General features: G+C 61.6%; 23 protein-coding genes. 14 read left to right on the top strand and 9 right to left on the bottom strand.

The window, feature by feature from the left end:
• Positions 1-297 precede the first annotated feature (297 nt).
• The 7 genes from BW33_RS01880 (at position 298) to BW33_RS01850 (ending at position 6,696) form a co-directional block, all read left to right on the top strand.
• Positions 298-1,044 (top strand): LytR/AlgR family response regulator transcription factor, encoded by a 747-nt coding sequence (locus BW33_RS01880; protein WP_047596724.1) that lies wholly within the window; start codon positions 298-300, stop codon positions 1,042-1,044.
• A gap of 137 nt (positions 1,045-1,181) precedes the next feature.
• Positions 1,182-2,123, top strand: coding sequence for a hydroxymethylbilane synthase (gene hemC / locus BW33_RS01875; protein ID WP_047596723.1), 942 nt, complete (start codon positions 1,182-1,184; stop codon positions 2,121-2,123).
• Positions 2,120-2,887: a uroporphyrinogen-III synthase gene (locus BW33_RS01870; RefSeq protein WP_047596722.1), complete on the top strand. Its 768-nt coding sequence runs from the start codon at positions 2,120-2,122 to the stop codon at positions 2,885-2,887. Before hemC ends, BW33_RS01870 begins: the two co-directional genes overlap by 4 nt.
• A gap of 16 nt (positions 2,888-2,903) precedes the next feature.
• On the top strand, positions 2,904-4,046 hold the full coding sequence (locus tag BW33_RS01865; protein ID WP_047596721.1) for a uroporphyrinogen-III C-methyltransferase: 1,143 nt from the start codon (positions 2,904-2,906) through the stop codon (positions 4,044-4,046).
• Complete coding sequence (locus tag BW33_RS01860; protein WP_047596720.1) at positions 4,043-5,281, top strand: heme biosynthesis protein HemY; 1,239 nt, start codon at positions 4,043-4,045, stop codon at positions 5,279-5,281. Before BW33_RS01865 ends, BW33_RS01860 begins: the two co-directional genes overlap by 4 nt.
• A 218-nt stretch (positions 5,282-5,499) precedes the next feature.
• Positions 5,500-6,051, top strand: a complete 552-nt coding sequence (locus BW33_RS01855) for a disulfide bond formation protein B (RefSeq protein ID WP_047596719.1) — start codon at positions 5,500-5,502, stop codon at positions 6,049-6,051.
• 186 nt (positions 6,052-6,237) lie between these two features.
• Complete coding sequence (locus BW33_RS01850) at positions 6,238-6,696, top strand: Rsd/AlgQ family anti-sigma factor (protein WP_047596718.1); 459 nt, start codon at positions 6,238-6,240, stop codon at positions 6,694-6,696.
• Positions 6,697-6,773: 77 nt separating this feature from the next.
• On the opposite strand, the gene BW33_RS01845 is transcribed toward BW33_RS01850, so the two are convergent.
• On the bottom strand, positions 6,774-7,439 hold the full coding sequence (locus BW33_RS01845) for an FKBP-type peptidyl-prolyl cis-trans isomerase (RefSeq protein WP_047596716.1): 666 nt from the start codon (positions 7,437-7,439) through the stop codon (positions 6,774-6,776).
• Between the two features lie 192 nt (positions 7,440-7,631).
• Here BW33_RS01845 and BW33_RS01840 point away from each other — a divergent pair, with 192 nt between their 5' ends.
• On the top strand, positions 7,632-8,753 hold the full coding sequence (locus BW33_RS01840) for an AlgP family protein (protein WP_047596715.1): 1,122 nt from the start codon (positions 7,632-7,634) through the stop codon (positions 8,751-8,753).
• Here the strand turns inward: BW33_RS01840 and BW33_RS01835 are convergent.
• Positions 8,750-9,214: a TIGR02444 family protein gene (locus tag BW33_RS01835; RefSeq protein ID WP_047596714.1), complete on the bottom strand. Its 465-nt coding sequence runs from the start codon at positions 9,212-9,214 to the stop codon at positions 8,750-8,752. The genes BW33_RS01840 and BW33_RS01835 overlap by 4 nt on opposite strands.
• A gap of 50 nt (positions 9,215-9,264) precedes the next feature.
• Here BW33_RS01835 and BW33_RS01830 point away from each other — a divergent pair, with 50 nt between their 5' ends.
• The 3 genes from BW33_RS01830 to BW33_RS01820 all read left to right on the top strand — a co-directional run bounded on the left by BW33_RS01830 (position 9,265) and on the right by BW33_RS01820 (position 12,544).
• Positions 9,265-11,175 carry an ATP-binding cassette domain-containing protein gene (locus BW33_RS01830; protein ID WP_047596713.1) on the top strand — a complete coding sequence of 637 codons (1,911 nt, stop codon included), beginning with the start codon at positions 9,265-9,267 and terminating at the stop codon, positions 11,173-11,175.
• Complete coding sequence (locus BW33_RS01825; protein ID WP_047596712.1) at positions 11,175-11,756, top strand: mechanosensitive ion channel family protein; 582 nt, start codon at positions 11,175-11,177, stop codon at positions 11,754-11,756. Before BW33_RS01830 ends, BW33_RS01825 begins: the two co-directional genes overlap by 1 nt.
• Before the next feature lie 155 nt (positions 11,757-11,911).
• Positions 11,912-12,544 (top strand): LysE family transporter, encoded by a 633-nt coding sequence (locus tag BW33_RS01820; RefSeq protein WP_047596711.1) that lies wholly within the window; start codon positions 11,912-11,914, stop codon positions 12,542-12,544.
• A 206-nt stretch (positions 12,545-12,750) separates the two neighbouring features.
• Here BW33_RS01820 and BW33_RS01815 read toward each other — a convergent pair whose 3' ends face one another.
• From BW33_RS01815 to BW33_RS01795, 5 genes are all read right to left on the bottom strand, one after another.
• Positions 12,751-13,494 carry a hypothetical protein gene (locus BW33_RS01815; protein WP_047297243.1) on the bottom strand — a complete coding sequence of 248 codons (744 nt, stop codon included), beginning with the start codon at positions 13,492-13,494 and terminating at the stop codon, positions 12,751-12,753.
• 3 nt (positions 13,495-13,497) lie between these two features.
• Positions 13,498-14,085, bottom strand: a complete 588-nt coding sequence (gene lpoB, locus BW33_RS01810; RefSeq protein ID WP_003229365.1) for a penicillin-binding protein activator LpoB — start codon at positions 14,083-14,085, stop codon at positions 13,498-13,500.
• 36 nt (positions 14,086-14,121) lie between these two features.
• Positions 14,122-14,496 carry a YcfL family protein gene (locus BW33_RS01805; protein ID WP_047596710.1) on the bottom strand — a complete coding sequence of 125 codons (375 nt, stop codon included), beginning with the start codon at positions 14,494-14,496 and terminating at the stop codon, positions 14,122-14,124.
• Positions 14,497-14,511: 15 nt separating this feature from the next.
• On the bottom strand, positions 14,512-15,906 hold the full coding sequence (locus BW33_RS01800) for a COG3014 family protein (protein WP_047596709.1): 1,395 nt from the start codon (positions 15,904-15,906) through the stop codon (positions 14,512-14,514).
• 214 nt (positions 15,907-16,120) lie between these two features.
• A complete protein-coding gene (locus tag BW33_RS01795) occupies positions 16,121-17,515 on the bottom strand; it encodes a COG3014 family protein (protein WP_047596708.1) in 1,395 nt (464 codons plus the stop codon).
• Positions 17,516-17,708: 193 nt separating this feature from the next.
• On the opposite strand from BW33_RS01795, the gene BW33_RS01790 reads away from it, so the two are divergent.
• The 3 genes from BW33_RS01790 to BW33_RS01780 all read left to right on the top strand — a co-directional run bounded on the left by BW33_RS01790 (position 17,709) and on the right by BW33_RS01780 (position 21,159).
• Complete coding sequence (locus BW33_RS01790) at positions 17,709-18,608, top strand: LysR family transcriptional regulator (RefSeq protein ID WP_047596707.1); 900 nt, start codon at positions 17,709-17,711, stop codon at positions 18,606-18,608.
• A gap of 86 nt (positions 18,609-18,694) precedes the next feature.
• On the top strand, positions 18,695-20,593 hold the full coding sequence (locus BW33_RS01785) for an FTR1 family protein (protein WP_047596706.1): 1,899 nt from the start codon (positions 18,695-18,697) through the stop codon (positions 20,591-20,593).
• 110 nt (positions 20,594-20,703) lie between these two features.
• Positions 20,704-21,159 carry a YaiI/YqxD family protein gene (locus BW33_RS01780; protein ID WP_047596705.1) on the top strand — a complete coding sequence of 152 codons (456 nt, stop codon included), beginning with the start codon at positions 20,704-20,706 and terminating at the stop codon, positions 21,157-21,159.
• 89 nt (positions 21,160-21,248) lie between these two features.
• Here BW33_RS01780 and elbB read toward each other — a convergent pair whose 3' ends face one another.
• Positions 21,249-21,917, bottom strand: coding sequence for an isoprenoid biosynthesis glyoxalase ElbB (elbB, locus tag BW33_RS01775; protein ID WP_047596704.1), 669 nt, complete (start codon positions 21,915-21,917; stop codon positions 21,249-21,251).
• A gap of 290 nt (positions 21,918-22,207) precedes the next feature.
• Complete coding sequence (locus tag BW33_RS01770; protein ID WP_047596703.1) at positions 22,208-22,858, bottom strand: DedA family protein; 651 nt, start codon at positions 22,856-22,858, stop codon at positions 22,208-22,210.
• Positions 22,859-22,915 lie beyond the last annotated feature (57 nt).

The following is a 22,915-nucleotide window of genomic DNA, read 5'->3' as shown; positions in this document are numbered from 1 at the left end:
CAGGCCGGCAAGCGTCTACAGTTGGACATAAGGGTCGGCGCGATTGCGGATCGCACAAAGGTCCGGACGCCGACTATAAGAAGAGGGGGTGGGTGGATTGTCCTTTGGCATACCCCGTGCAAAACGCAGGAAACAGCGGGCTTTGAGCGGTACGACCCGGACACTGGCAAATATTGCTGGCCGACGTACGGCACTTTTTGGCGCTCGGGCTAGTCTTAGCGTGGATCGCGGTGACGGATGTCACTTCACCTGTCTACGCTATCCTTGTGCGAGACTCACGCAGGAATCCAGCGCAATATGAATGTCCTGATCGTTGATGACGAACCACTGGCTCGCGAGCGCCTAAGCCGAATGGTAAGCGAGCTCGAGGGTTATACAGTCCTGGAGCCCAGCGCCACGAATGGCGAAGAGGCGTTGGCGCTGATCGACAGCCACAAGCCGGATATCGTACTGATCGATATCCGCATGCCGGGCCTCGATGGCCTGCAGGTGGCTGCCCGTCTGTGCGAACGCGAAACGCCGCCGGCCGTGGTGTTTTGCACCGGCCCCGATGAATTTGCCGTGGAAGCCCTGCAGGCCAGCGCCGTGGGCTATGTGGTGAAACCCGTGCGAACCGAACATCTGCATGACGCCCTGAAACGGGCTGAACGTCCCAGCCGGGCCCAACTCTCGGCCCTGACCCGTCCCGCCGCCGAGAGCGGTAATGGCCCACGCAGTCATATCAGCGCCCGCACCCGCAAAGGCATCGAGCTGATCCCGCTGGATCAGGTGGTCTATTTCATTGCCGATCACAAATACGTGACCTTGCGCCATGAAAGCGGTGAGGTACTTCTGGATGAGCCGCTGAAAGCCCTCGAAGACGAATTCGGCGAGCGTTTCGTGCGCATTCACCGCAACGCGCTGGTCGCCCGCGACCGCATCGAGCGTCTGCAACGCACGCCGCTGGGGCATTTCCAGCTGTTCCTCAAAGGCCTCAATGGTGATGCGCTGATCGTCAGCCGCCGGCATGTGGCCGGTGTGCGCAAGATGATGCAGGGCCTCTGAGTCGGCCTTCGCGCACGTTTTCACTTTCTTCTGCCGGGCATTGCAGGCCAGGGAGGCCACGCCGTTTCTGATTCAAGTCAAAGTGGATTTGGCTGAGCTGTTATTATCCGCCGTATCTATTCAGTACGGATTGATCCATGTCCTCTCGCGAAATCCGCATCGCCACCCGTAAAAGTGCGCTGGCCCTCTGGCAGGCCGAATACGTCAAAGCCCGTCTGGAAGCGGCCCATCCGGGTCTGCTGGTGACGCTGGTGCCTATGGTCAGTCGCGGCGACAAGCTGCTCGACTCGCCGCTGTCGAAAATCGGCGGCAAGGGCCTGTTCGTCAAGGAACTGGAAACCGCGCTGCTGGAAAACGAAGCCGACATCGCCGTGCATTCGATGAAAGACGTGCCGATGGACTTCCCCGAAGGCCTTGGCCTGTTCTGCATCTGCGAGCGCGAAGACCCGCGTGACGCTTTCGTTTCCAATACCTATCAAAGCCTGGATGCGCTGCCTGCCGGCGCCATCGTCGGTACCTCCAGCCTGCGGCGTCAGGCGCAACTGCTGACCCGTCGCCCGGATCTCGAGATTCGTTTCCTGCGTGGCAACGTCAACACTCGTCTGGCCAAGCTCGATGCTGGCGAGTACGACGCGATCATCCTCGCGGCAGCCGGCCTGATCCGCCTCGGCTTCGAAGACCGCATCACCTCAGCCATCAGTGTCGACGACAGCCTGCCGGCCGGTGGTCAGGGCGCGGTCGGTATCGAATGCCGTAGCGCCGACACGCCAATCCACGCTTTGCTCGCACCGTTGCATCACGCCGATACCGCTTCGCGCGTGACCGCTGAACGTGCCCTCAACAAACACCTGAATGGCGGCTGCCAGGTGCCGATCGCCTGCTACGCCGTGCTCGAGGGTGAACAACTGTGGTTGCGTGGTCTGGTGGGCGAGCCGAGCGGCGGCAAGCTGCTCAGCGCCGAAGCGCGTGCGCCGCGTGCCAATGCCGAAGCGTTGGGCGTGCAGGTCGCTGAAGCGTTGCTCAGTCAGGGTGCCGACGACATTCTCAAAGCGGTGTATGGCGAGGCAGGTCACGAGTGACTGGCTGGCGCCTGCTGCTGACGCGCCCTGCAGATGACTGCGCGGCGCTGGCCGGGGTGTTGGCCGGGCAGGGGATTTTCAGCAGTTGCCTGCCGCTTCTGGACATAGCGCCGCTGCCGGTCTCTGACAAGATACGTCAGGTGCTGGCGCGGCTCCCGGGTTGCAGCGCGGTCATCGTGGTCAGCAAACCGGCGGCGCGGATTGCGCTTGATCTGCTGGACGCTCATGGACTTCAGTCGTTGTCGATGCCGTGGTTCAGCGTCGGTGCGGCGACCGCGCAGATTCTTCGCGATCACGGTCTCGACGTACACTTTCCCGCCGACGGCGATGACAGTGAAGCCCTGCTGCAATTGTCGCGTCTGCGCGAAGCGGTCGCCCGGCCCGGCGCGCAGGTGCTGATCCTGCGTGGCGAGGGTGGTCGCGAGTTGCTCGCCGAGCGGCTGCGCGCGCTTGGTGCTAGTGTCGAGTATCTGGAGTTGTATCGGCGTGACCTGCCGGCCTATCCGCCGCAAGAGCTGCCGCGGCGCATTGCAGCGGAACGCTTGAACGGGCTGGTGGTCAGCAGTGGACAGGGTTTCGAGCACTTGCGCCAGATGGCCGGCGATGCCTGGCCTTCAATTGCGCAGTTGCCGTTGTTTGTGCCAAGCCCAAGGGTTGCCGAGCTGGCACATGCCGCCGGGGCCCGAACAGTTGTGGATTGCCGCGGCGCGAGTGCCGCGGCTTTGCTGACGGCGTTACGGGAGCATCCCGTGCCCGTTCTCTAATGCAAAGGATGGATACGTGAGCGAAACAGCCTTGCCTAAAGATGATGTCCAGCCTGTGATTGATGCCCAGGTTGAAACTCCACCGCCGGCCAAAGAGCCGCGCCGAGGCAACGGACTGGCCATTGTCGCCCTGTTGTTCGGCGCTGCCGGCGTGGCGATCGGTGGCTGGGGTGTCTGGCAGGTACGTCACCTGCAGACCAACACCGCACAACAGTCAGGCCAGGTGCAGGCACTGAACGATCAGGCGCAGAGCCTCAAGCTCAACGAACAGCGCCTGACCGAGCGCCTTGCGCAACTGCCCGGTGCCGATGAACTCGCCGAGCGCCAGCGTCTGGTGACGCAACTGCAGGGCGATCAGCAGCGCCTCAATCAACGTCTGGAAACCGTCCTCGGTGCCAGCCGCAAGGATTGGCGTCTGGCCGAGGCCGAGCACCTGCTGCGTCTGGCCAGCCTGCGTCTGTCGGCCTTGCAGGACATCAGCAGCGCCCAGGCGCTGGTGCAGGGCGCCGACGAGATTCTGCGTGAACAGAACGACCCGGGTTCGTTCGCCGCCCGCGAGCAAGTGGCGAAAACCCTCGTCGCGCTGCGCAGCACCGAGCAGCCGGATCGCACCGGTCTGTTCCTGCGCATTGGTGCCTTGCGCGATCAGGTCATTGAACTGACCGAGCTGGCGCCGGAGTACAAGGATCGCGGCGAGTCGCTGCTGGGCCTGACCGCTGACGGCGATGGCGCCAGTCGCTGGGCGCAGTGGTGGGATCAGGTGTCGCGTTACATCCGCATCGATTTCAATGCCGACAAGAATGTGAAGCCACTGCTGGCCGGGCAAAGTCTGAGCCAGGTGCGTCTGGCCCTGAGTCTCGCACTGGAGCAGGCGCAATGGGCTGCGCTCAATGGCCAGGCGCCGGTCTACACCCAGGCGATGACCGAAGCGCGGGACGTCCTCAAGGGCAATTTCAATCCGGATAATCCGCAGAGCAAAATCATGCTCGAACAGGTTGCGGAGTTGAGCCAGCAACCGGTCACCGTCAAGACGCCGGACCTGACCGGCACGCTGAGTGCGGTGCAGGCTTATCTGGAACGCCGTAACGTCAACGCTGAAGAGTCGGTCAAACCGTTCGCCAAACCTGCCGCCAACACCGCGCAGGAGACCACGCCATGAAACGCCTGTATGTGATCGTGTTTCTGGTGATCGCGGCGACAGCGGCGCTGGGCCTGGCGATTGCCGAGCACTCCGGTTACGTGTTGATTGCCTACAAGAGCTTTCGCTATGAATCGAGTCTGTGGGCGGCGCTGGCGCTGATCGCGGTGTTGTGGCTGTTGATCTGGGGCATCAAGGCGTTGGTCGAGCTGGTCATGGCCTCCAGTGGCGTGGTCAATCCGTGGTCGCGACGCAACCGTAGCCGGCGGGTGCAGGTGGCCATCGAACACGGGCAGCTGGATCTGGCCGAAGGCCGCTGGGCCAGCGCGCAACGTCACCTGTCTCGCGCCGCCGAGGCCGAGCGCCAGCCGCTGTTGTATTACCTCGGCGCGGCACGCGCGGCCAACGAGCAAGGCAAGTATGAGGAATGTGATCAGTTGCTTGAGCGTGCGCTGGAGCGCCAGCCGCAGGCCGAGTTGGCGATTGCCTTGAGTCATGCGCAGTTGCAGACCGATCGTGGTGACACCGACGGCGCCCTGGTGACCCTGCAAGCGATGCACGAGCGGCATCCGCATAACGTGCAGACCTTGCGACAGTTGCAGCGCCTGCATCAGCAGCGCGGCGACTGGTCGGCGGTGATTCGCCTGTTGCCGGAGCTGCGCAAGGACAAGGCTTTGCCGCCGGCCGAACTGGCTGAACTGGAACGACGTGCCTGGGGTAACAACCTGTCCCTGGCGGCGCATCGGGACGAGGACGGCAAGGTCGGTCTGCAGTCACTCACTCGTGCCTGGGAGCAGCTGACTTCCGCGCAGCGTCAGGAGCCGGCGCTGGTGCTGGCATACGCTGAACAACTGCGTCAGCTGGGTGCTCAGGTGGAAGCCGAAGAAGTCCTGCGCAGCGCCCTCAAGCGCAAGTACGACAGCCATCTCGCGCGTCAGTATGGCCTGGTGCGCGGCAGCGATCCGGCGCGTCAGTTGCAGGCCGCTGAAGGCTGGCTCAAGGACCATCCGGCGGATCCGAGCCTGTTGCTGACCCTCGGTCGTCTCTGTCTGCAAACCAGCTTGTGGGGCAAGGCACGGGATTATCTGGAAAGCAGTCTGCGGGTGCAGCGTAACCCGGAAGCCTGTGCAGAGCTGGCGCGCCTGCTCGCGCAACTGGGCGATACCGAGCGCAGTAACCAGCTGTTCCAGGAAGGCCTCGGACTGCTGGATGAACGCCTGCTGGCCGCGCCGTTGCCGGTGCCGGTTCACGCCTGAAATCACGGGGGAGGACGCTCCCTCGTGAACGTTCAGTGAGCGAATAATTACCTCCGGCAGGTGTCTTGGGCAAAGTCCTACAGCGCGATACACCTTTTCCTCTCGCGCCTGTCGGGTTTTCCCTACACTTCTGATGAACTGTCGCCATGCACCTGCCTTGAAAGGCTGACAAGCTTTCCTCTACCGTAACTGCCTGTCTCCACTGTTACGGAAAAGCCATGTCGTTGGCCTGTTCACGCTCCTTGTTTTTCACGGCTTTCACTGCAGGCGCACTGGCCCTGGGAGCTTCCTATTATCTCGAATATGCGGTGGGGCTGACGCCCTGCAGTCTGTGCCTGGCGCAACGCTTCTTCATGGCGTTGCTGATGGCCTGTTGCGGGCTGGCAGCGATCCATGGCCCACGGCGTGTCGGCCTGTCGCTCTATTGGGCGACCGGGCTTGGCCTGAGCCTGGGTGGAACCACGGCGGCCTGGCGGCAGGTGCTGTTGCAGAGTGATCCGCTGGTGCAAATGACCCGCTGCGCGCCGGATTCCGAAGCGCTGTTCAGCAACCTGCCGTGGTTGTGTGCAACGGTGCGGATGTTCAAGGGGGGTGTCGATTGCGCGGAAATTTCCTGGACGCTGTTGGATTTGAGCATCCCGGAATGGAGTCTGCTGTTCTTTGTGGCGATGTCGATCCTTGCGGTGTACCAATTGCTGCGTCTGGTCTGGAGCGCTCTGCAACGACCGCTCAGCGGCGAAGCGTCGCACCGGGCGCTGGTCGGGGATTAAACACTTGTATGAACTTTATCTCCTGCGTACCTTGAAGCCATAGGCGTGCGGGCATAATCTGGCCCGCACGTGTCATTGGATTTATGTTGCTCGATGACGCTCTGCCCGGTCCGCCCCCAAGCGATAAAAGCCAGAAGAGGGGCGCGGGTGTAGAGCAGCATGACCCACAAGGGAAGAGAGATCGCCATGCTCGAAAGTTGTCAGAATGCTCAGGAACGCTGGGGTGGAGTTCATCTGCTGATCGACCGCTGGTTGCAAGAGCGTGAAGAACTGATCGGTGCCTACGACAAGCTCGGTGCACAGCCTGAGTCGCTCTCCGAGAGCCGCAAGCCTCTGCAGGAATTCTGCGGTGTGCTGGTCGATTACGTTTCGGCCGGGCACTTCGAGATCTACGAACAGCTGACCGGTGAAGCCAAGGCCTTCAACGACAAGCGTGGTCTGGAGCTCGCCGAAACCCTTTACCCGCGTATCGACGTCATCACCGAAAAACTCCTCGCGTTCAACGACCTTTGCGATGCAGGCAAATGCGTCGCCGAGAAATTCAAGGAGCTGGGTGGCCTGCTGCACGAACGCTTCGAACTGGAAGACTGCCTGATCGAAGTGCTGCACACGGCACACAAGGAAGAAGATACCGCTCAGGCCTGATTGGTTTTCTCAGGCACAAAAAAACGCGATGCGCCGAAAGCGCACCGCGTTTTTTTATGCCGGCGAATCGGCGTCGGTCAGCTCGTTGCACCGCGCAATTCGACTTCAAACACCAACGGTGTGAACGGCGCGATCAGATCGCCCGCACCGTCGGCGCCATAGGCCTGATCCGACGGAATCACCAGTCGCCACTTGGCACCCACCGGCATGTTCTGCAGCGCGGAACGCCAGCCGGCTATCACGCTGTCGAGGCTGAACCATTGCGGCTGAGTGTTCTGGTCGAACACCGTGCCATCCGGCAGGCGACCGACATACAGCACCTGGACTTTCCCGTCCGGGCCGGCCTTGGCACCGGTGCCCGGGGTCAGCTCGGTCAGCAGGATGCCGTCGGCCAGTTCCTTTACGCCAGGCCTGGCTTTTTCGGCGGTGAGAAAACGCTGTTCGTTTTCCATCGCGGCATCACTCGACGGCAGCGATGAGTGTTCGGCGTTCTGCGATTCATGATCGGCGAGGATCTGCTCGATCCGTGCTTCGCTCAGTGCCAGCGGCTTGCCTTGATAGGCCTGCTGCAAACCGTCGACCAGTGCCTGAATCTGCAATTGCGGTACCTCTTGGCGCAAGCGTTCACCGAGGCTGGCGCCGAGGCTATAGGCCAGATCGTGAGCATCGTTCGCGGTGGTTTTCTCGTCGGCGTGGGCCACGGAAAAAATCATCCAGAGGGATAAAAAAAGGTAGCGCGACATGGGCACTCTCCATCCTGAGGTGCGGGCGATTATGCCAGCGCGAAGGTCTGCAACGGTGAACTGCTTTTGTCTTTGTGCAGAACATTTTCGCTTCGTTGCAACGCAACGGTTTCGTTACTGTCAAGATGACCTAGCGGCGGTAACTGCAGAGGTCTAGTATGAGCCGCACTCACGTCAGCCAGGAGGTAAACCATGTCGGCCACCAAGAAGCCTGTAAACACTCCGTTGCACTTACTCCAACAACTCTCGGGCAGCCTGCTCGAGCATTTGGAAAACGCTTGCTCCCAAGCCTTGGCTGATGCTGAAAAACTGCTCGCCAAACTGGAAAAGCAGCGCGGCAAGGCGCAAGAAAAACTGCACAAATCCCGCACCAAATTGCAGGACGCAGCTGCTGCCGGTAAAGCCAAGGCACAGAACAAGGCCAAGGCTGCCGTCAAAGAACTCGAAGACCTGCTCGATGCGCTGAAGGATCGTCAGTCCGACACTCGCGGCTACATTCTGCAACTCAAGCGCGACGCCCAGGAAAGCCTGAAACTGGCCCAGGGTGTCGGTCGCGTGCAAGAGGCCGCCGGCAAGGCGTTGTCTTCCCGCGCTGCCAAACCAGCGGCGGCAAAAGCCCCGGCGAAAACCGCAGCAGCCAAACCAGCGGCAAAACCAGCAGCCAAGGCACCGGCTAAAACAGCCGCCAAACCTGCTGCAAAAACCGCCGTGAAAAAACCGGCTGCGGCGAGCGCTGCGAAACCGGCCGCACGTACTGCCGCTGCCAAACCTGCAGCGGCAAAACCGGTTGCCAAGCCAGCAGCAAAACCTGCTGCGCGCAAAGTCGCTCCGGCAAAAACCGCTGCCGCTAAACCGGCTGCCAAAGTCGCGGTAAAACCGGCTGTCAAACCTGCCGCGAAAACCGCCGCTGCCAAACCGGCAAGCAAGACTGCGGCCAAACCGGTCGCGACAAAACCTGCTGCCAAGGTTGCTGCCAAACCAGCGGCCAAGCCTGCCGCTAAAACCGCTGCCAAACCAGCTAGCAAACCTGCAGCAGCAAAACCTGCAACTGCTGCGGCCAAGCCTGCTGCCAAACCAGTAGCCGCAAAGCCGGCCGCTAAACCAGCCGCCAAGCCAGCAGCAAAACCTGCCGCGAAAAAACCGGCCGTTGCCAAACCCGCTGCCGCCAAACCGGCGACTGCACCGGCTGCCAAGCCAGCCGCTCCGGCGCCGGCCGCTGCACCTGCTCCAGCCGCTTCTACCTCGACCACCACGACTGCGCCAACGCCAGCCGCTGCGTCGAGCGTCAGCAGCAACCCGACCAGCGCTTCCTAAGTGCCGGTTGCCGCGACGCGCAGCACTTGCAGCGCGTCGCGGTTCGGGCTGGCGGTCGATCCCGCCAGACTCTCCAGCCACTGCCCCGACGCTGAGGCGTCATCGTGTGGCCAGTCCTGCGCAACCTGTTCCAGTTGCCACAGCAGGTGCCGTTCGGCTTCCAGCTCCAGCGCTTTCATTTGTTCTCGCAGACCCTTGAGTACCGGATCGTCCTCGGCCAGGGTTTTCCATTGAGTGCGTAATGCACGCAGTGGCTGCACCACCTCCCGATCCCAAGGTCCCACCAGCTCTTTCAGCTGCTCTACGCGCTGTTCGTCACAGGCCGTGCCGTGTTGCTCAAGCCACAGACCACAGAGCAGCAGGCAGACATTGGCCCCCGCCGCTTGCAGTTGCAGGCAGGCAGGTTCCACGCCCGGTCGGGCGTAGGTGGCAAGGGAAAAGCTCCACAGGTCAGAGGACATCGTGCTACTCGCGCCAGTTGTGAGCGAAGCTGGTAGACTCCGCCGCCATTATGATCCGACTTCAGAACCTGACTTTACAGCGTGGCCCGCAACGTCTGCTAGAAGACGCCGAGCTGACCCTGCACGCCGGCCACAAAGCCGGCCTCATCGGTGCCAACGGCGCCGGCAAATCCAGCCTGTTCGCCTTGCTGCGCGGCGAGTTGCACCCGGACTCGGGCGATTGCCTGCTGCCGGCCGACTGGCGGATCGCGCACATGCGCCAGGAGGTCGACACCCTCGAGCGCCTGGCGGTCGACTATGTGCTCGATGGTGACCTGCGTCTACGCGAGGTGCAACGTGACCTCGCCGTGGCCGAAGCAGCCCACGATGGCACGGCTCTGGCCCGTCTGCACGCCGAACTCGACAGCGCCGACGGCTATACCGCCGATGCCCGCGCCCGCAAACTGTTGGCCGGCCTCGGGTTCACCAACGAGCAGATGGATCGTCAGGTAGGAGATTTCTCCGGCGGCTGGCGGATGCGCCTGAACCTGGCGCAGGCCTTGATGTGTCCGTCGGACCTGTTGCTGCTCGACGAACCGACCAACCACCTGGATCTCGACGCGATCATCTGGCTCGAAGAGTGGCTGAAAAGCTACCCGGGCACCTTGCTGCTGATTTCCCACGACCGCGACTTCCTTGATGAAGTGGTCGACCACGTGGCTCATGTCGATCAGCGCAAACTGACCCTGTACCGTGGCGGCTACACCGCGTTCGAACGTGCCCGTGCCGAACGTCTGGCCCAGCAGCAACAGGCCTACGAGAAGCAGCAGGCGCAACGTGCGCACATGGAAAGCTACATCGCCCGCTTCAAGGCCCAGGCCACCAAGGCCCGTCAGGCGCAGAGCCGGATCAAGGCCCTGGAACGCATGGAAGAGCTCTCGGCGGCCCACGTCGACTCGCCGTTCGACTTCGTGTTCCGCGAGTCGACCAAGATCTCCAGCCCGCTGATCGACCTGTCCGATGCGCGTCTGGGTTACGGCGACAAAACCATCCTGGAGAAGGTCAAGCTGCAACTGACCCCGGGGGCGCGGATCGGTCTGCTCGGGCCGAACGGTGCCGGTAAATCGACCCTGATCAAGAACCTCGCCGGCGAGCTTGAACCGCTGGCCGGGCGTCTGACCCGTGGCGAGAACACCGTGGTCGGCTATTTCGCTCAGCATCAGCTCGACTCGCTGGATGCCAAGGCCAGCCCGCTGCTGCATTTGCAGCGTCTGGCGCCGACCGAACGCGAGCAGACCCTGCGCGACTTCCTCGGCGGTTTCGATTTCCGCGGCGCACGCATCGACGAGCCGGTGCTGAATTTTTCCGGTGGCGAGAAGGCCCGTCTGGCGCTGGCATTGATCGCCTGGGAACGACCGAACCTGTTGCTGCTCGACGAACCGACCAACCACCTCGACCTGGAAATGCGCCTGGCGCTGACCATGGCGCTGCAGGAATTCAGCGGCGCGGTATTGGTGGTGTCTCACGATCGGCACTTGCTCAAGAGCACCACCGACAACTTCTACCTGGTCGCTGACGGCAAGGTCGAAGAGTTCGATGGCGACCTCGAAGACTACGCGCGCTGGCTGGTGGAATATCGTCAGCGCAATGCGCCGGTCAGCAACACTCCGGTCAATCCGGACAAGACCGACAAGAAGGCCCAGCGCCAGGCCGCCGCTGCGTTGCGTCAGCAACTGGCACCGCACAAGCGTGAAGCCGACAAGCTTGAAGCTGAACTGGGCAAGCTCCACGAGAAACTCGCCAAGGTCGATGCCAGCCTCGGCGACAGCGACATCTACGAGCCGGCGCGCAAGAACGAATTGCGTGATCTGCTGGCCGAGCAAGCCAAATTGAAAGTGCGCGAAGGCGAGCTTGAAGAGGCGTGGATGGAAGCGCTCGAGACGCTGGAAAGCATGCAGGCGGAGCTGGAGGCGCTGTCCTGATGGAAGCGTTCAAGCTGCCGCTGCCGGCGATGTGGGTCGAGCCGATCTGGCTCGGCGTGCAGATTCTGCTGATCCTGCTGGCCGGTTACCTGACCCAGCGCTTCGTTGCCAAAGGCCTGACCCGTCTGGGTGAGCGCTACCCGTTTCCGCCGCAGTTGCTGATGCCGCTGCGTGGCGGTCTGCGCTGGCTGATCATGGGCAGTGCGCTGATCTTTGTGCTGGAGCGGCTCGGGGTGTCGGCCACGGTGTTGTGGACGGCGCTGTCGGGTTTCGTCGCGGTGGCGGCGGTGGCGTTCTTCGCGATGTGGAGTGTGCTGTCGAACCTGCTTTGCGCGATTCTGATCTTCACCGTCGGCCCGTTCCGCCTCGGCGATGTGGTCGAGCTGGTAGACACTACCGACAAGCCGGGTGTCAAAGGCCGGGTGGTGGCGATCAATCTGCTCTACACCACGTTGATCGAAGCTGAGGAACTGGGGACTGGCAGCGCCATGGTGCAAGTGCCGAACAGCCTGTTCTTCCAGCGTTCGGTGCGGCGTTGGCGCGGCAGTGATGTGTTTCCTTCCAGCGGGTTCGAGAAGTAGTTTTTCCAAGCAAGATCAAAAGATCGCAGCCTTCGGCAGCTCCTACATGGAATTGATGTTCACCTGTAGGAGCTGCCGCAGGCTGCGATCTTTTGCTTTTAGGCCCAAACCGCATTAGCTTTGACGTCTGTCACGATTCAGAGTCGAGGTGTGCGATGGAGCTTCAAACATGGCTGGCATTCTTTGCCGCCTGCTGGGTGATCAGTCTGTCCCCGGGTGCTGGCGCCATTGCGTCGATGTCCAGCGGTCTGCAATACGGTTTCTGGCGCGGTTACTGGAACGCCCTGGGCTTGCAAGTCGGCCTGGCGGTACAGATTGCGATCGTCGGCGCCGGCGTCGGCGCGATCCTCACTGCCTCGGCCACCGCGTTCTACGCGATCAAATGGTTTGGTGTGGCGTATCTGGTCTATCTGGCGATCAAGCAATGGCGTGCACTGCCGATGGACATGAGCGACGACGCAGCGGTACGGCCGATCGGCAAGCCGCTGGCGCTGGTGTTCCGTGGTTTTCTGGTGAACATCAGCAACCCCAAGGCGCTGGTGTTCATGCTCGCGGTGCTGCCGCAATTCATCAATCCGCACGCACCGTTGCTGATCCAGTACCTGGTGATCGGCGTGACCATGATCTGCGTCGATCTGATTGTCATGGCCGGCTACACCGGACTGGCGTCGAAGGTGCTGCGCCTGTTGCGTACACCGAAGCAGCAGAAGCGCATGAACCGCACGTTTGCCGGGCTGTTCATCGGCGCCGCTGCGTTTATGGCGACGCTGCGTAAAGCGGCGGTCTAAAAGCTTCGGCCACAAAAAAGGCGACCTCTTGAGGTCGCCTTTTTCGTTGCTGACGATACATCCAGCTGTGGCCAGGGAGCTTTTGTGGTGAGGGGATTTATCCTCGATGGCTCGCGAAGCGAACCCCTCTTGATCTTGAAAGAAAGGGCCGCTTCGCAGCCCATCGGGGATGAATCCCCTCACCACAGGGTTATTCACTCAGTCGGTCAGTGCAAAATCACCGGCGCGGTATCACGCGGCAGATTGTTGCGCTGCTGCGCCTCACGCGGCTGCTCGTAACCTCCGCCACCGAGCTGCATGCTCAGTTGCCCGGCCACGTCCTCACCCAGCGCTTTCGATACTTCACGCACCACGCGAGGGCGATTCAGCGAGATCTTGATGTCGCGGCCATTCACCAGTTTGGTGTCCTGCGCTTCGCCCATCGCCGTGAAGGCCGAAGTGATCTCGTAGGTCTTGGTGTTGATCAGACTGAAATCCGCCACCAGCGTCAGGCCCAGCACCGCCGAATAGCTGTCGGTGTGCGCCAGCTCGTTCATGTCTTGGGTAAAGTCGATGTCCGACACGGTGCCGAACAGCACGTAGTCGGCGCCTTTGAAGCTGCCGGCCTTGATCCGCTTGATCACGTCATAGACGTCACCCTTGGACGACGCGGTGTACGGCGTGCCCTGCACCAGCTGGAACATTCCGGTACGCAGGATTTCACCCTTGATGTCGCCGGTGAATTTACGCAGTTCACCCTGTTCGATGTAGCTGGTGGTTGCTTCCAGCTCGTTGTAGTTCGAGGAACCACTGGAGCTGTAATAACCCTCGCGGTAATTGTTCTGCGCCGAAACGATGTGGATGTACTGTTCCACACGCTCCTGATACGCCAGATCTGTCACCGCGACTTTCGGGGCCGCTTGCACGCTGAACGCGCAAGCCAGGGCCATCATGCCAATCCATGCGCGCATCAATTAACGCTCCGTGGTTTTGCGGATCTCTTTTTCGTCCATCCACTCGGCCAGACCGCTTTCGACGTCGATCAGTTGCAGGCTGAATTTGTAGAAGACGTCCTTATAGTCGCTGCTGCGCTTGACGATCGAGCTGATCGAGCCTTCCAGACGATATTTGGCGGCGATCATGTTGCCAGTCTTGGCCACGGTGCTCTTCTTGTACAGGCCGCTCTGGTTTTGCAGCTTGAGCTGATCGACCTGGCTCTGCATCGCGGTGTTGTCGCTGGCGAAGCGGGCGGTGCCGGACTTCATCAGTTGAGTCTTGATGCTGGTGGTGATTTCGCGGGTATCGATGTACTCGCTGGTCTTGTTCTTCACATCGTAGACCTGCACCACCGGGCGGCCCTGCAGAATGCCGGACTGGGCCAGCGAGCGGGTCATCGATTCGGCGATCATTTGCAGGTCGGTCGAGCCGAATTCGTTGGTCACGGTTTCAACCGCTTTGGTGTCGCCGTAGCTGATGTTCTTGCTACCCAGGGTCGGCGAGGTGTTGGCGCAACCGGAAGCCAGCAGGGCGAGGACAGCGATCAGGGAAAAGCGTGCAAACATGGGAATGCTCTCTAAAACAGGAATAGGGTGGCGGACTTAAGGCGTCTTGAGTTCGAGACGAAAATCCACGGCTTTCGGGGTCGGGGCGATGCCCTGGATGAAGCTGGTCTGGGCGCCGTACATCATCTGGCTTTTCCAGACTTCTTCCTCGGCGACCGGGAAACCTTCCGCACCGAGCCAGGCGAAGCGGTAGTAGAACGTCTTGTTGCTGTTGAGGGTGTTGGTCAACTGCACATTGACGGTCATGAAGCCGTTCTCGCGGGCGACGCGCATGGCGCCGACCGCGATGTGTTTCTGCGGGCCCATGGCCACGACCTTGCTCGCGGCGCTGCCCGGCTCCGGTGGTGGCGGGGTGGCGCAGCCGCTGGCCAGGATGGCGAGGGCGGCAACGGCGATGAGTTTGAAGCGCATGCAAAGACTCCGTTCTTAAGGTTGTTTGAGGCTGGCGACGTTGGTCGCAGCAGCGCTCGGGATCACGTGGGCGGCGAGACCGCCAGCGAACACCTGATTGCCCACGGCACGCAGGCTGATCACTTGATAACGCTGATCGACGGTGACCTTGACCAGCGAACCGCCGACGGCGCTCGGCAGACTGACTTGGTGCTCGCCTTTCTTCAAGCGCAGACGCACCACTTGGGTGTTGTCCGGCAGGGTGCGCCACGTACGGGTATCGGCACCTTCCAGCACAGCTGAAGAAATACCCACGGCGAGGCCGGCCAGCGGGTTGGTTTCGTTGATCTGCTTCTGCGCCACGCCTTTGGTGATTGCGCGCACGGTGGTGCGCAGGATGATCCCCGGCATGTCATCGCGCAGAGCGCGGCGGGACATGGCGGTGGTGCTGTTGAGGGCGGTCAGGTTGACTTGCTGACCATCGACGCCAATCTGCGCGAACGGTGCAGTGGAGGTGTCAGGCTTGATGATCGGGAACGACAGTGGAGTGATCACCACGTTGTTGGAGATCGGCAATGGCAGTGGCACGCGGATCGAATCACGCGAGGGTGCCAGACCGCTTTGCACCACGATCAGGATGTCGCTGTCGTCGGACTTGCTCGGCTTGTCGAGGTTGACCAGCGCCTGTTCCAGCAGAGGGGTGTTCGGGCGCAGTTCGGCCGCCTTGCGGTAGCCCGGTGCAGCCAGGTCTTTCTCGCCCAGGGCTTCGTAGACGAAACCGGCCAGGTAATGGCTGAACGCACTCTGGTAGCTGTTTTTCAGGCTGACCACTTCCGGCGCGTCGAGGCTGGCAACCGGGTAGCCTTGCAGATCCTTGTACTGAGTCTTGATGCCTTCTTTCTCGGCCTCTTCCTCGCTCTTGAGGTATTCCTTGTCGCGCAGGTCGGCGATCACCGCTTCACGTTCGTGAGTTTTCTTGATCGCGGTGCGGGCGCCGTCGAAGTCATTGACGGCCAGCAGATTGAGGGCCATCTGCGTGGTCAACATGACTTTTTCGTAGTCGTAGCCTTCGTAGCGACGCACCTTGTCGTTGACCAGGAAGCTGCCGAACTGAGCCAGGTATTTACCGGTGTCGAGCTTGACCGAATCTTCCCACTGGCCAACCACCTGGTCGGCGCTGGTCCAGGCGTTCTGGCTGCCGGACAGGTCGCCCTTGGCGCGCAGCAACTCACCTTTCTCGAAGTAATAGAGCAGGTCTTTGTCGGGGCCGGTGTTGTGCTTTTCCAGCAGGCTCAGCGCGGCGTCGACGTTGCCGGTGGCCAGTTGCTGGTTGGTCTGGGCCAGTTCCGAATCGTAGCTGCGGAACGCCGAACAGCCGGACAGCAGAGTGACAGCGCTGAGCGCGATCAAGGTGGGAGTGCGCAATGCCATGGGGGTACTTCTTCCCTGAGCTAGTAACTGCATCAGCCGCCGGTGCTGGTCGGGCTGGTGTGACCCATCGACAGTGGCGCTGGCCTCCTGCCAATTCCTCATAACCAGAGGAGCTTTTATGCCGCATCGCGATAGCGCGGGCGCGGCATTATAAGCGGGCGATACTGGCTATGTAATAGCTTTTTAATTGCACTTGTTGGGTTGGTGCCATTACTTATTTCAGGGCAGATACGCGATTTCCCATCGACATGGCGGATTGAAAAGCGCTGCCGTTGGTGAAAATTCGCTCGCCCAATATGCGCAGGCCGATCATCTGGCGATTCTGGTCGATGCGGATGTTCAGTGGAGCGCCTGACGTGTTCGGCAGGCTGATCTGGTGATCGCCCTTTTTCAGACGCAGGCGCACGACCTGTGTCAGGTTGGGCAGGGTGCGCCAGGTGCGGGTGTCGGCCTGCTCGAAACCATCCCATTGGGTCACGTAGGAGGCCTTGCCCGGATTACGGCGATTGTCGGTGCCCTGAACGTCCGCTGCGAGGAAGGCACGGTAGGTCGTGCGCTGGATAATCCCGGGCATGTCGTCACGCAGCGTGCGCAAAGACATATCGGTGATGCTGTTGACCGCGATCAGCTTTTTCTCGCGACCGTCAATGCGGACCTGATTGAACGGCGCCGTGGAGTTATCCGGCACCATCACCGGGAAGGAAATATTGGCGACGATCACCTGGCCGTCCTTGAGCTGCACCGGATACGGTACGCGTACCGAACTACGGGCCGGAGCCAGGCCGCTTTGTACGATGATCAGCACATCGCTTTCGTCGGCCTTGAGTCCGGGGCTGTCGAGGTCGCGCAATGCCTGTTGGAAAAACGGCATGTCCGGGCGCAGTTCGATGGCCTGACGATAACCGGGCGCCGCGAGGTCTTTTTCGCCGAGTGCCTCATATGTGAAACCGGCGAGGTAGTGACTGAACGCGCTCTGGTAACCGTTTTTCAGGGCAATCACTGCCGGGGATTCGAGCATCACCACCGGATAACCCTGCAGGTCCTTGTAATGCACGCGTGCGCCCTGGGCCTTGGCCGCCTCCTCAATCCTTTCGTATTCCAGCTCCCGTTGCCGGGCGATCAGCGCTTCGCGTTCGTGGGTTTTCTTGATGTCGGCACGGGCGCCGTCGAAGTCATTCACCGCCAATTGGTTGAGGGCCATTTGCGTGGTCAGCATGACCTTTTCATAGTCATAGCCATCGTAGCGTCGCAGCTTGTCATTGATGATGCCGCCCCAGTGATCGCCCATCGCCGCGAGCAACTTGTCGCCGGTGGTCTCGATCGTGTCCTGGCGCTGGATGATCATCTGCTCGGCGCTGCGCCAGGTTGTCTGGCTCTGTGGCAGTGCGCCGCCGGCGCTGAGTACGGCGCCTTTTTCGAAGTAGTAGAGCAGGTCTTTATCCGGGTCGGGGTTGTGCGCTTCGATCAGCGTCAGGGCGCCGTCGATGTTGCCGGCCTTGAACTGGTCAGTGGTCTGTTGCAGTTCCAGGTCATAGTTGCGGTACGCGGCGCAGCCGCTCAGTTGCACTACAGCGGCTATCAACAGGGGCAGCAGCAAACGATGGCGCATGAAGAGGGTCATCCTTGAGCGGGAAATGCGACGAGGTGGCGCATTATAAGGGGCAATAGTGGCCAAGTGATGCATCGTTCTTGGGTGCCGATTGCACAGATCATCGGCACCCCGCAGCGGATTTACCGATGGGATGGGCGGGAGGTTTGGGCTAGCCTTGCTGGACTGACGCCTAATCAATTTCGGGATTTCAATGAATCAACTGCTGGCCATGCGCGCGTTTCGTTGCATTGTCGAGTGTCGCGGGTTCAGCGCCGCTGCCGAGCGCCTCGACACCACTCACTCGACCATCTCCCGCCAGTTGCAGCAGCTGGAAAGCGAGCTGGGCACGCGGCTGATCAACCGCAACACCCGGGGGTTCAACCTGACCACGGCGGGGCAGCAGTATTACGCAGCGTGCGTGGACATTCTCGAACGCCTCGATCAAGCCGCACTGGCGGTGGGGCAGGCCCATGAAAGCCCCAGCGGTGTGCTGCGCATCAGTGCACCGATGGTGATTGGTACGCTGGAACTGGCGAGCTGGTTGCCGGCGTTTCAGCAGCGCTATCCGGAGATTGAAGTGGACCTGTCCTGCGATGACCGTTTTGTCGATCTGATCGCCGAGGGTTTCGATGTGGCTTTGCGCATCTGCGGACCCTTGGCCGATTCATCCATGGTGGCGCGGTTGCTGACTGTCTCGGACGTGCTGCTGGTGGCTTCGCCTGTGTATGTGGCGCGCAATGGTCTGGTGCGCCAGGTGCGCGAACTCGCCGAGCATCAGTTGCTGGCGTTTGCCGGTGGCAGTGACTGGGCGCTGACCGACGCGCGTGGACTCACCACCAGCGTGCGCGTGCAGGGCCGGTTCAAGGCCGACTCGATCAGTTCGCTGCACGCCGCCGCGTTGGCCGGAGTCGGCATCGCCGCGTTCACCCGGGCCACGGTGCAGGAGGATCTGCTCAGTGGTTGGCTGGTGCAAATCCTGCCCAACTACAGCCTCGGGCGGCGCCACTATTACGCGCTCTATCCGCATGCCCGGCACGTCGCGTTGAAGGTGCAGGTGTTCGTCGAGTTCATGCTTGAGCACTACCGCAACACCGCCGCAGCGTTGCGTTAAAACGCCACCAGGCGTCGACAAAGCTTGAGTGAAAGGCGTTCGAAGTGAACAATATGTAACTTCGCATTTCCATTTGAGACTCATTCATGACTGCCGCGTCCCGTTTCCTGGCCTGGCTGGTGTTCCCTGTGTTTGCCCTGAGCAGTTTCAACCTGCTGGCCGACACCGTGGAAGGCGCGCCGCAGGCGCTGCACCTGCTTGATTACATCAGCGCCGACTACCCGCCGACGGTAGAGGCGGGCAAGGTCGTCGACGACGGCGAATACCGCGAGCAACTGGAATTCACCCAGGTGTTGCAAGGGCTGATCGCAGTTCTGCCGGCCAAACCGGAGAAGGCTGCGCTGGAGCAGGGCGTCGCAGCTCTGCACGCGGCTATCACGGCGAAGCAGGACGGCGCCGACGTCGCGCATCAGGCCCGACAACTGGGGGCGAAACTGGCGGTGGCGTATGAAGTCAGCCAAGCGCCGATCATCACACCCGATCCGACCCGAGGCGCGCCGCTGTACGCGCAGAACTGCTCGGTCTGCCACGGTGCAACCGGCGCCGGTGACGGCCCGGCGGGGCTCGGCATGACGCCGCCGCCGGCCAATCTGCGCGATGCCGCACGCATCGATCATCTGAGCCTGTACGCGATCTACAGCACCCTCGGCCAAGGCGTCGAAGGCACCGACATGCCGGCGTTCGCCGATCAACTGGACGACCGTCAGCGTTGGGATCTGGCGACCTACATCGCCGGTTTCAGTGCCGACCCGGCCGCAGCCAAGGCCGACAAGACCTTCAACATCGCTGATCTGGCGCGCCAGACGCCGGCCGAAGTGCAGGCCGCCGAAGGCCCGCAGGTCGCTGCGAGCTTCCGTGCCCAACGCGCCCAGCCGCCGCAGGTCAAGCGTGGCCCGACGCAGCTGCTCGACTACACCGCCGCCACGCTGGACAAGAGCCTGGCGGCATACCGTGCCGGTGATCACGATCAGGCCTATGACCTGTCGGTGGCGGCGTATCTGGAGGGTTTCGAACTGGTCGAAAGCTCGCTGGATAACGTCGACGCCAACGTGCGCAAGGACACCGAAAAATCGCTGATGGCCTACCGTCAGTCGTTGCAGGACGGCTTGCCGGTGGCGCAGGCCGAGCAGCGTCTGGACGCGGCCAAGGATAAATTGAAAGCGTCTGCCGAACTGCTCGGCAGCGATGGCCTGAGCTGGTCGCTGAGCTTTATCTCCGGTCTGCTGATTCTGCTGCGTGAAGGCCTCGAAGCGATTCTGGTGCTGGCGGCGATCCTCGCGTTTCTGCGCAACACCGGCCAGCAGTCGGCGGTGCGCAGCGTCAACATCGGTTGGGGCCTGGCGCTGCTCGCCGGTCTCGGCACTTGGGCGCTGGCGGCGTATGTGATCGACGTCAGCGGCTCGCAGCGTGAACTGCTCGAAGGCGCCACGGCGCTGTTCGCCAGCGTCATGGTGCTATGGCTCGGCGTGTGGATGCACGACCGGCGCCACGCGGCGGCCTGGCAGGATTACATCAAGCAGAGTCTGGTCGGCGGCGGCGGGCGTTTCGGCTTCGCGATCCTCGCGTTCTTCTCGGTGTACCGCGAGCTGTTCGAAGTGATCCTGTTCTACGAAACCCTGTGGCTGCAGGCCGGCCCTGCCGGGCATGACGCGGTGCTGGCCGGTGGTGCGACGGCGCTGGTGCTGCTGATCGGTCTGGCCTGGGTGATCCTGCGCGGCTCGGCGAAACTGCCGCTGGCGCTGTTCTTCAGCATCAACGCCGGGCTGCTCTGTGCGTTGTCGGTGGTGTTCGCCGGGCATGGCGTGAAAGCGCTGCAGGAAGCCGGGATCTTCGGCACACGGCCGGTGGCGTTCTTTGAGTTCGACTGGCTGGGAATTCACGCCGATGCCTATTCGCTGACGGCGCAGGCGGTGGCGATTCTGGCGATTGTTGTGCTGTACGGGCGCAGCCGGATGGCCGAGAAGAAGCGGATCACGACTGCCTGATCGAGTTATCGTTAAAAGATCGCAGCCTGCGGCAGCTCCTACAGGGGATCGGTTTATACCTGCAGGAGCTGCCGCAGGCTGCGATCTTTTGTTTTTAAGAGGTTATCAAGATGCGTGTATGGATCGATGCCGACGCCTGCCCCCGGGCCGCCAAGGATCTGGTGGTGAAGTTCGCCCTCAAGCGCAAGTTTGAAGTGGTGCTGGTGGCCGGGCAGCCGCAGACCAAGCCGGGGCTGGCGATCGTCAAACTGATCGTGGTGCCCAGCGGACCGGATGCGGCGGACGATTATCTGGTCGAGCACGCGGTGCCCGGAGAGCTGGTGATCTGCAGCGATATTCCACTGGCCGATCGTCTGGTGAAGAAGGGGGTGGCGGCGCTGGATCCGCGTGGCAAGGAATTCGACGCACAGAACATGGGCGAGCGCCTTGCCGTGCGCAATCTGTTCACCGATCTGCGTGAACAGGGCCAGATCAGCGGCGGCCCGGCGCCGTTCGGCGAACGTGAGAAGCAGGCGTTTGCCAATGCGCTGGATCGAATCCTTACCCGCCTGACTCGTCAATCTTGAAAAGATCGCAGCCTGCGGCAGCTCCTACAGAGGATTGAGGTGCTCACCAGAACTCTGTAGGCGCTGCCGAAGGCTGCGATCTTTTGATTTCAAGCGTCGTTCTCGTGGGTCAGTTCGAGCACCCGATCCACCAGTTTGTTGATCCCCGAAGCCGCTTCACTGATGTTCTGCGCCAGCATGTAAGCCGGGGTCGTTACCAGTTTGCGTGCCTTGTCTTCGATGATGTCGGTCACCGCGCAGTCTTCGTGGGTGGCGCCCATCTTGTTCATCGCGGTGGCGGTGTCGGCGTCATTGCCGATGGTGCAGGTCACGCCCGGGCCGTAGATCTTCGCCGCCAGTGCCGGCGAGATGCACATCAGGCCCACCGGTTTGCCCGCTTCGGCAAACGCCTCGGCCAGTTCCAGCACCTGCGGCTGCACGCTGCAACCGGCGCCTTCGACGGCGAAATTCGAGAGGTTCTTCGCCGCACCGAAACCGCCGGGCACGATCAATGCGTCGAAGTCTTCGACGTCGGCCTCGCGGATGTCCTTGATGTTGCCGCGGGCAATGCGGGCCGACTCCACCAGCACGTTGCGCGTCTCGGGCATTTCTTCACCGGTCAGGTGATTGATCACATGTAATTGAGCGATGTTCGGCGCGAAGCACTGTACCTGCGCGCCGCGTTGATCCAGGCGCAGCAGGGTGATGACGCTCTCATGGATCTCGGCGCCGTCGTACACGCCACTGCCGGACAGGATCACTGCAACTTTTTTGCTCATGGGGTTCTCTCCAGATTCATGGCGCTAAATGTCCACTAAATTGTCGCGCGTTGCCATAGGCTCAAGTGGTGGCTGCACCTGCACGGAACGCTTTCTACATGGATCGCAACAACGGCGGGGTGTTCATTTTTTGGGGCTGCCTGACTCGTAACGAGCGGGAGATTTTGGGCGTGAGAACGCCGCCGGCGAACTTGAATGCGCCAGAGCAGCAAGGATAAAAGTGACGTATCTGACTGAAAGGGCCGGCCAGCCCGCTCAGTGCCGGCGGGCTGTAGCGAGTCGCCAGTGCGTTACTCGGCTGGCGTCTTGGGTTCGGTGGGTTTGCCTTGCTCTGCTTGCAGCAGGCGCGCGGCTATTGCGGCTTGCTCATCGGCGTAAACCTGCTTGGCCAGTCGCGCATTCTTGAAGCGGCGACGCAGCCACAGGCCGACACCCAGTACCAACAACGCGCCGAGCACCCACAGTTCGTACTTCTTGATGCTGCCGAGCATGCCTTCAAGTACCGCGCCGAAGTGGTAGGCGGCGGCAGCCAGCGCGGTTGCCCAGATTGCGGCGCCGATGCCGTTCAGCAGCAGATAACGTCCCGGCGGATAACCCGACAGGCCGATCGCCACCGGCATCACCGTGCGCAGGCCATAAACGAAGCGGAAGCTCAGGACCCAGATGTCCGGATGCTTGCGGATATGTTCCAGCGCGCGGTCGCCCATCATCTGCCAGCGCGGTTTGCGCGCGAGCAATTTGCGCCCGTGCTTGCGCCCCAGGAAGTACCACAGCTGATCGCCGGCATAGCTGCCGAAGAACGCCACGACCACCACCAGGTTGATGTCCATGTATCCACGGAACGCGAGGAAGCCTGCGAGCACCAGGATGGTTTCGCCTTCGAAGAACGTGCCGAGGAACAAGGCAAAGTAGCCAAAGTCATGCAGAAATTGTTGGAGCATTGTCTGGGTGCTGGCGAAATGAACGCGCAGCCTAACCCTTCGCACACATTCATGAAA

Origin of the sequence: Pseudomonas sp. RIT288 (genome assembly GCF_000631985.1) — a bacterium.
GTDB lineage: Bacteria > Pseudomonadota > Gammaproteobacteria > Pseudomonadales > Pseudomonadaceae > Aquipseudomonas.
Note: the sequence above shows the minus strand (reverse complement) of the source record. Positions and strands in the feature narration are given on the sequence as shown.

Excerpts from the sequence above, each read along its gene's own strand:
- BW33_RS01880 (WP_047596724.1), top strand. The coding sequence starts at position 298 with ATGAATGTCCTGATCGTTGATGACGAACCACTGGCTCGCGAGCGCCTA.
- hemC (WP_047596723.1), top strand. The coding sequence starts at position 1,182 with ATGTCCTCTCGCGAAATCCGCATCGCCACCCGTAAAAGTGCGCTGGCC.
- BW33_RS01860 (WP_047596720.1), top strand. The coding sequence starts at position 4,043 with ATGAAACGCCTGTATGTGATCGTGTTTCTGGTGATCGCGGCGACAGCG.
- BW33_RS01855 (WP_047596719.1), top strand. The coding sequence starts at position 5,500 with ATGTCGTTGGCCTGTTCACGCTCCTTGTTTTTCACGGCTTTCACTGCA.
- BW33_RS01850 (WP_047596718.1), top strand. The coding sequence starts at position 6,238 with ATGCTCGAAAGTTGTCAGAATGCTCAGGAACGCTGGGGTGGAGTTCAT.
- BW33_RS01845 (WP_047596716.1), bottom strand. The coding sequence starts at position 7,439 with ATGTCGCGCTACCTTTTTTTATCCCTCTGGATGATTTTTTCCGTGGCC.
- BW33_RS01840 (WP_047596715.1), top strand. The coding sequence starts at position 7,632 with ATGTCGGCCACCAAGAAGCCTGTAAACACTCCGTTGCACTTACTCCAA.
- BW33_RS01835 (WP_047596714.1), bottom strand. The coding sequence starts at position 9,214 with ATGTCCTCTGACCTGTGGAGCTTTTCCCTTGCCACCTACGCCCGACCG.
- BW33_RS01830 (WP_047596713.1), top strand. The coding sequence starts at position 9,265 with ATGATCCGACTTCAGAACCTGACTTTACAGCGTGGCCCGCAACGTCTG.
- BW33_RS01825 (WP_047596712.1), top strand. The coding sequence starts at position 11,175 with ATGGAAGCGTTCAAGCTGCCGCTGCCGGCGATGTGGGTCGAGCCGATC.
- BW33_RS01820 (WP_047596711.1), top strand. The coding sequence starts at position 11,912 with ATGGAGCTTCAAACATGGCTGGCATTCTTTGCCGCCTGCTGGGTGATC.
- BW33_RS01815 (WP_047297243.1), bottom strand. The coding sequence starts at position 13,494 with ATGCGCGCATGGATTGGCATGATGGCCCTGGCTTGCGCGTTCAGCGTG.
- lpoB (WP_003229365.1), bottom strand. The coding sequence starts at position 14,085 with ATGTTTGCACGCTTTTCCCTGATCGCTGTCCTCGCCCTGCTGGCTTCC.
- BW33_RS01805 (WP_047596710.1), bottom strand. The coding sequence starts at position 14,496 with ATGCGCTTCAAACTCATCGCCGTTGCCGCCCTCGCCATCCTGGCCAGC.
- BW33_RS01800 (WP_047596709.1), bottom strand. The coding sequence starts at position 15,906 with ATGGCATTGCGCACTCCCACCTTGATCGCGCTCAGCGCTGTCACTCTG.
- BW33_RS01795 (WP_047596708.1), bottom strand. The coding sequence starts at position 17,515 with ATGCGCCATCGTTTGCTGCTGCCCCTGTTGATAGCCGCTGTAGTGCAA.
- BW33_RS01790 (WP_047596707.1), top strand. The coding sequence starts at position 17,709 with ATGAATCAACTGCTGGCCATGCGCGCGTTTCGTTGCATTGTCGAGTGT.
- BW33_RS01785 (WP_047596706.1), top strand. The coding sequence starts at position 18,695 with ATGACTGCCGCGTCCCGTTTCCTGGCCTGGCTGGTGTTCCCTGTGTTT.
- BW33_RS01780 (WP_047596705.1), top strand. The coding sequence starts at position 20,704 with ATGCGTGTATGGATCGATGCCGACGCCTGCCCCCGGGCCGCCAAGGAT.
- elbB (WP_047596704.1), bottom strand. The coding sequence starts at position 21,917 with ATGAGCAAAAAAGTTGCAGTGATCCTGTCCGGCAGTGGCGTGTACGAC.
- BW33_RS01770 (WP_047596703.1), bottom strand. The coding sequence starts at position 22,858 with ATGCTCCAACAATTTCTGCATGACTTTGGCTACTTTGCCTTGTTCCTC.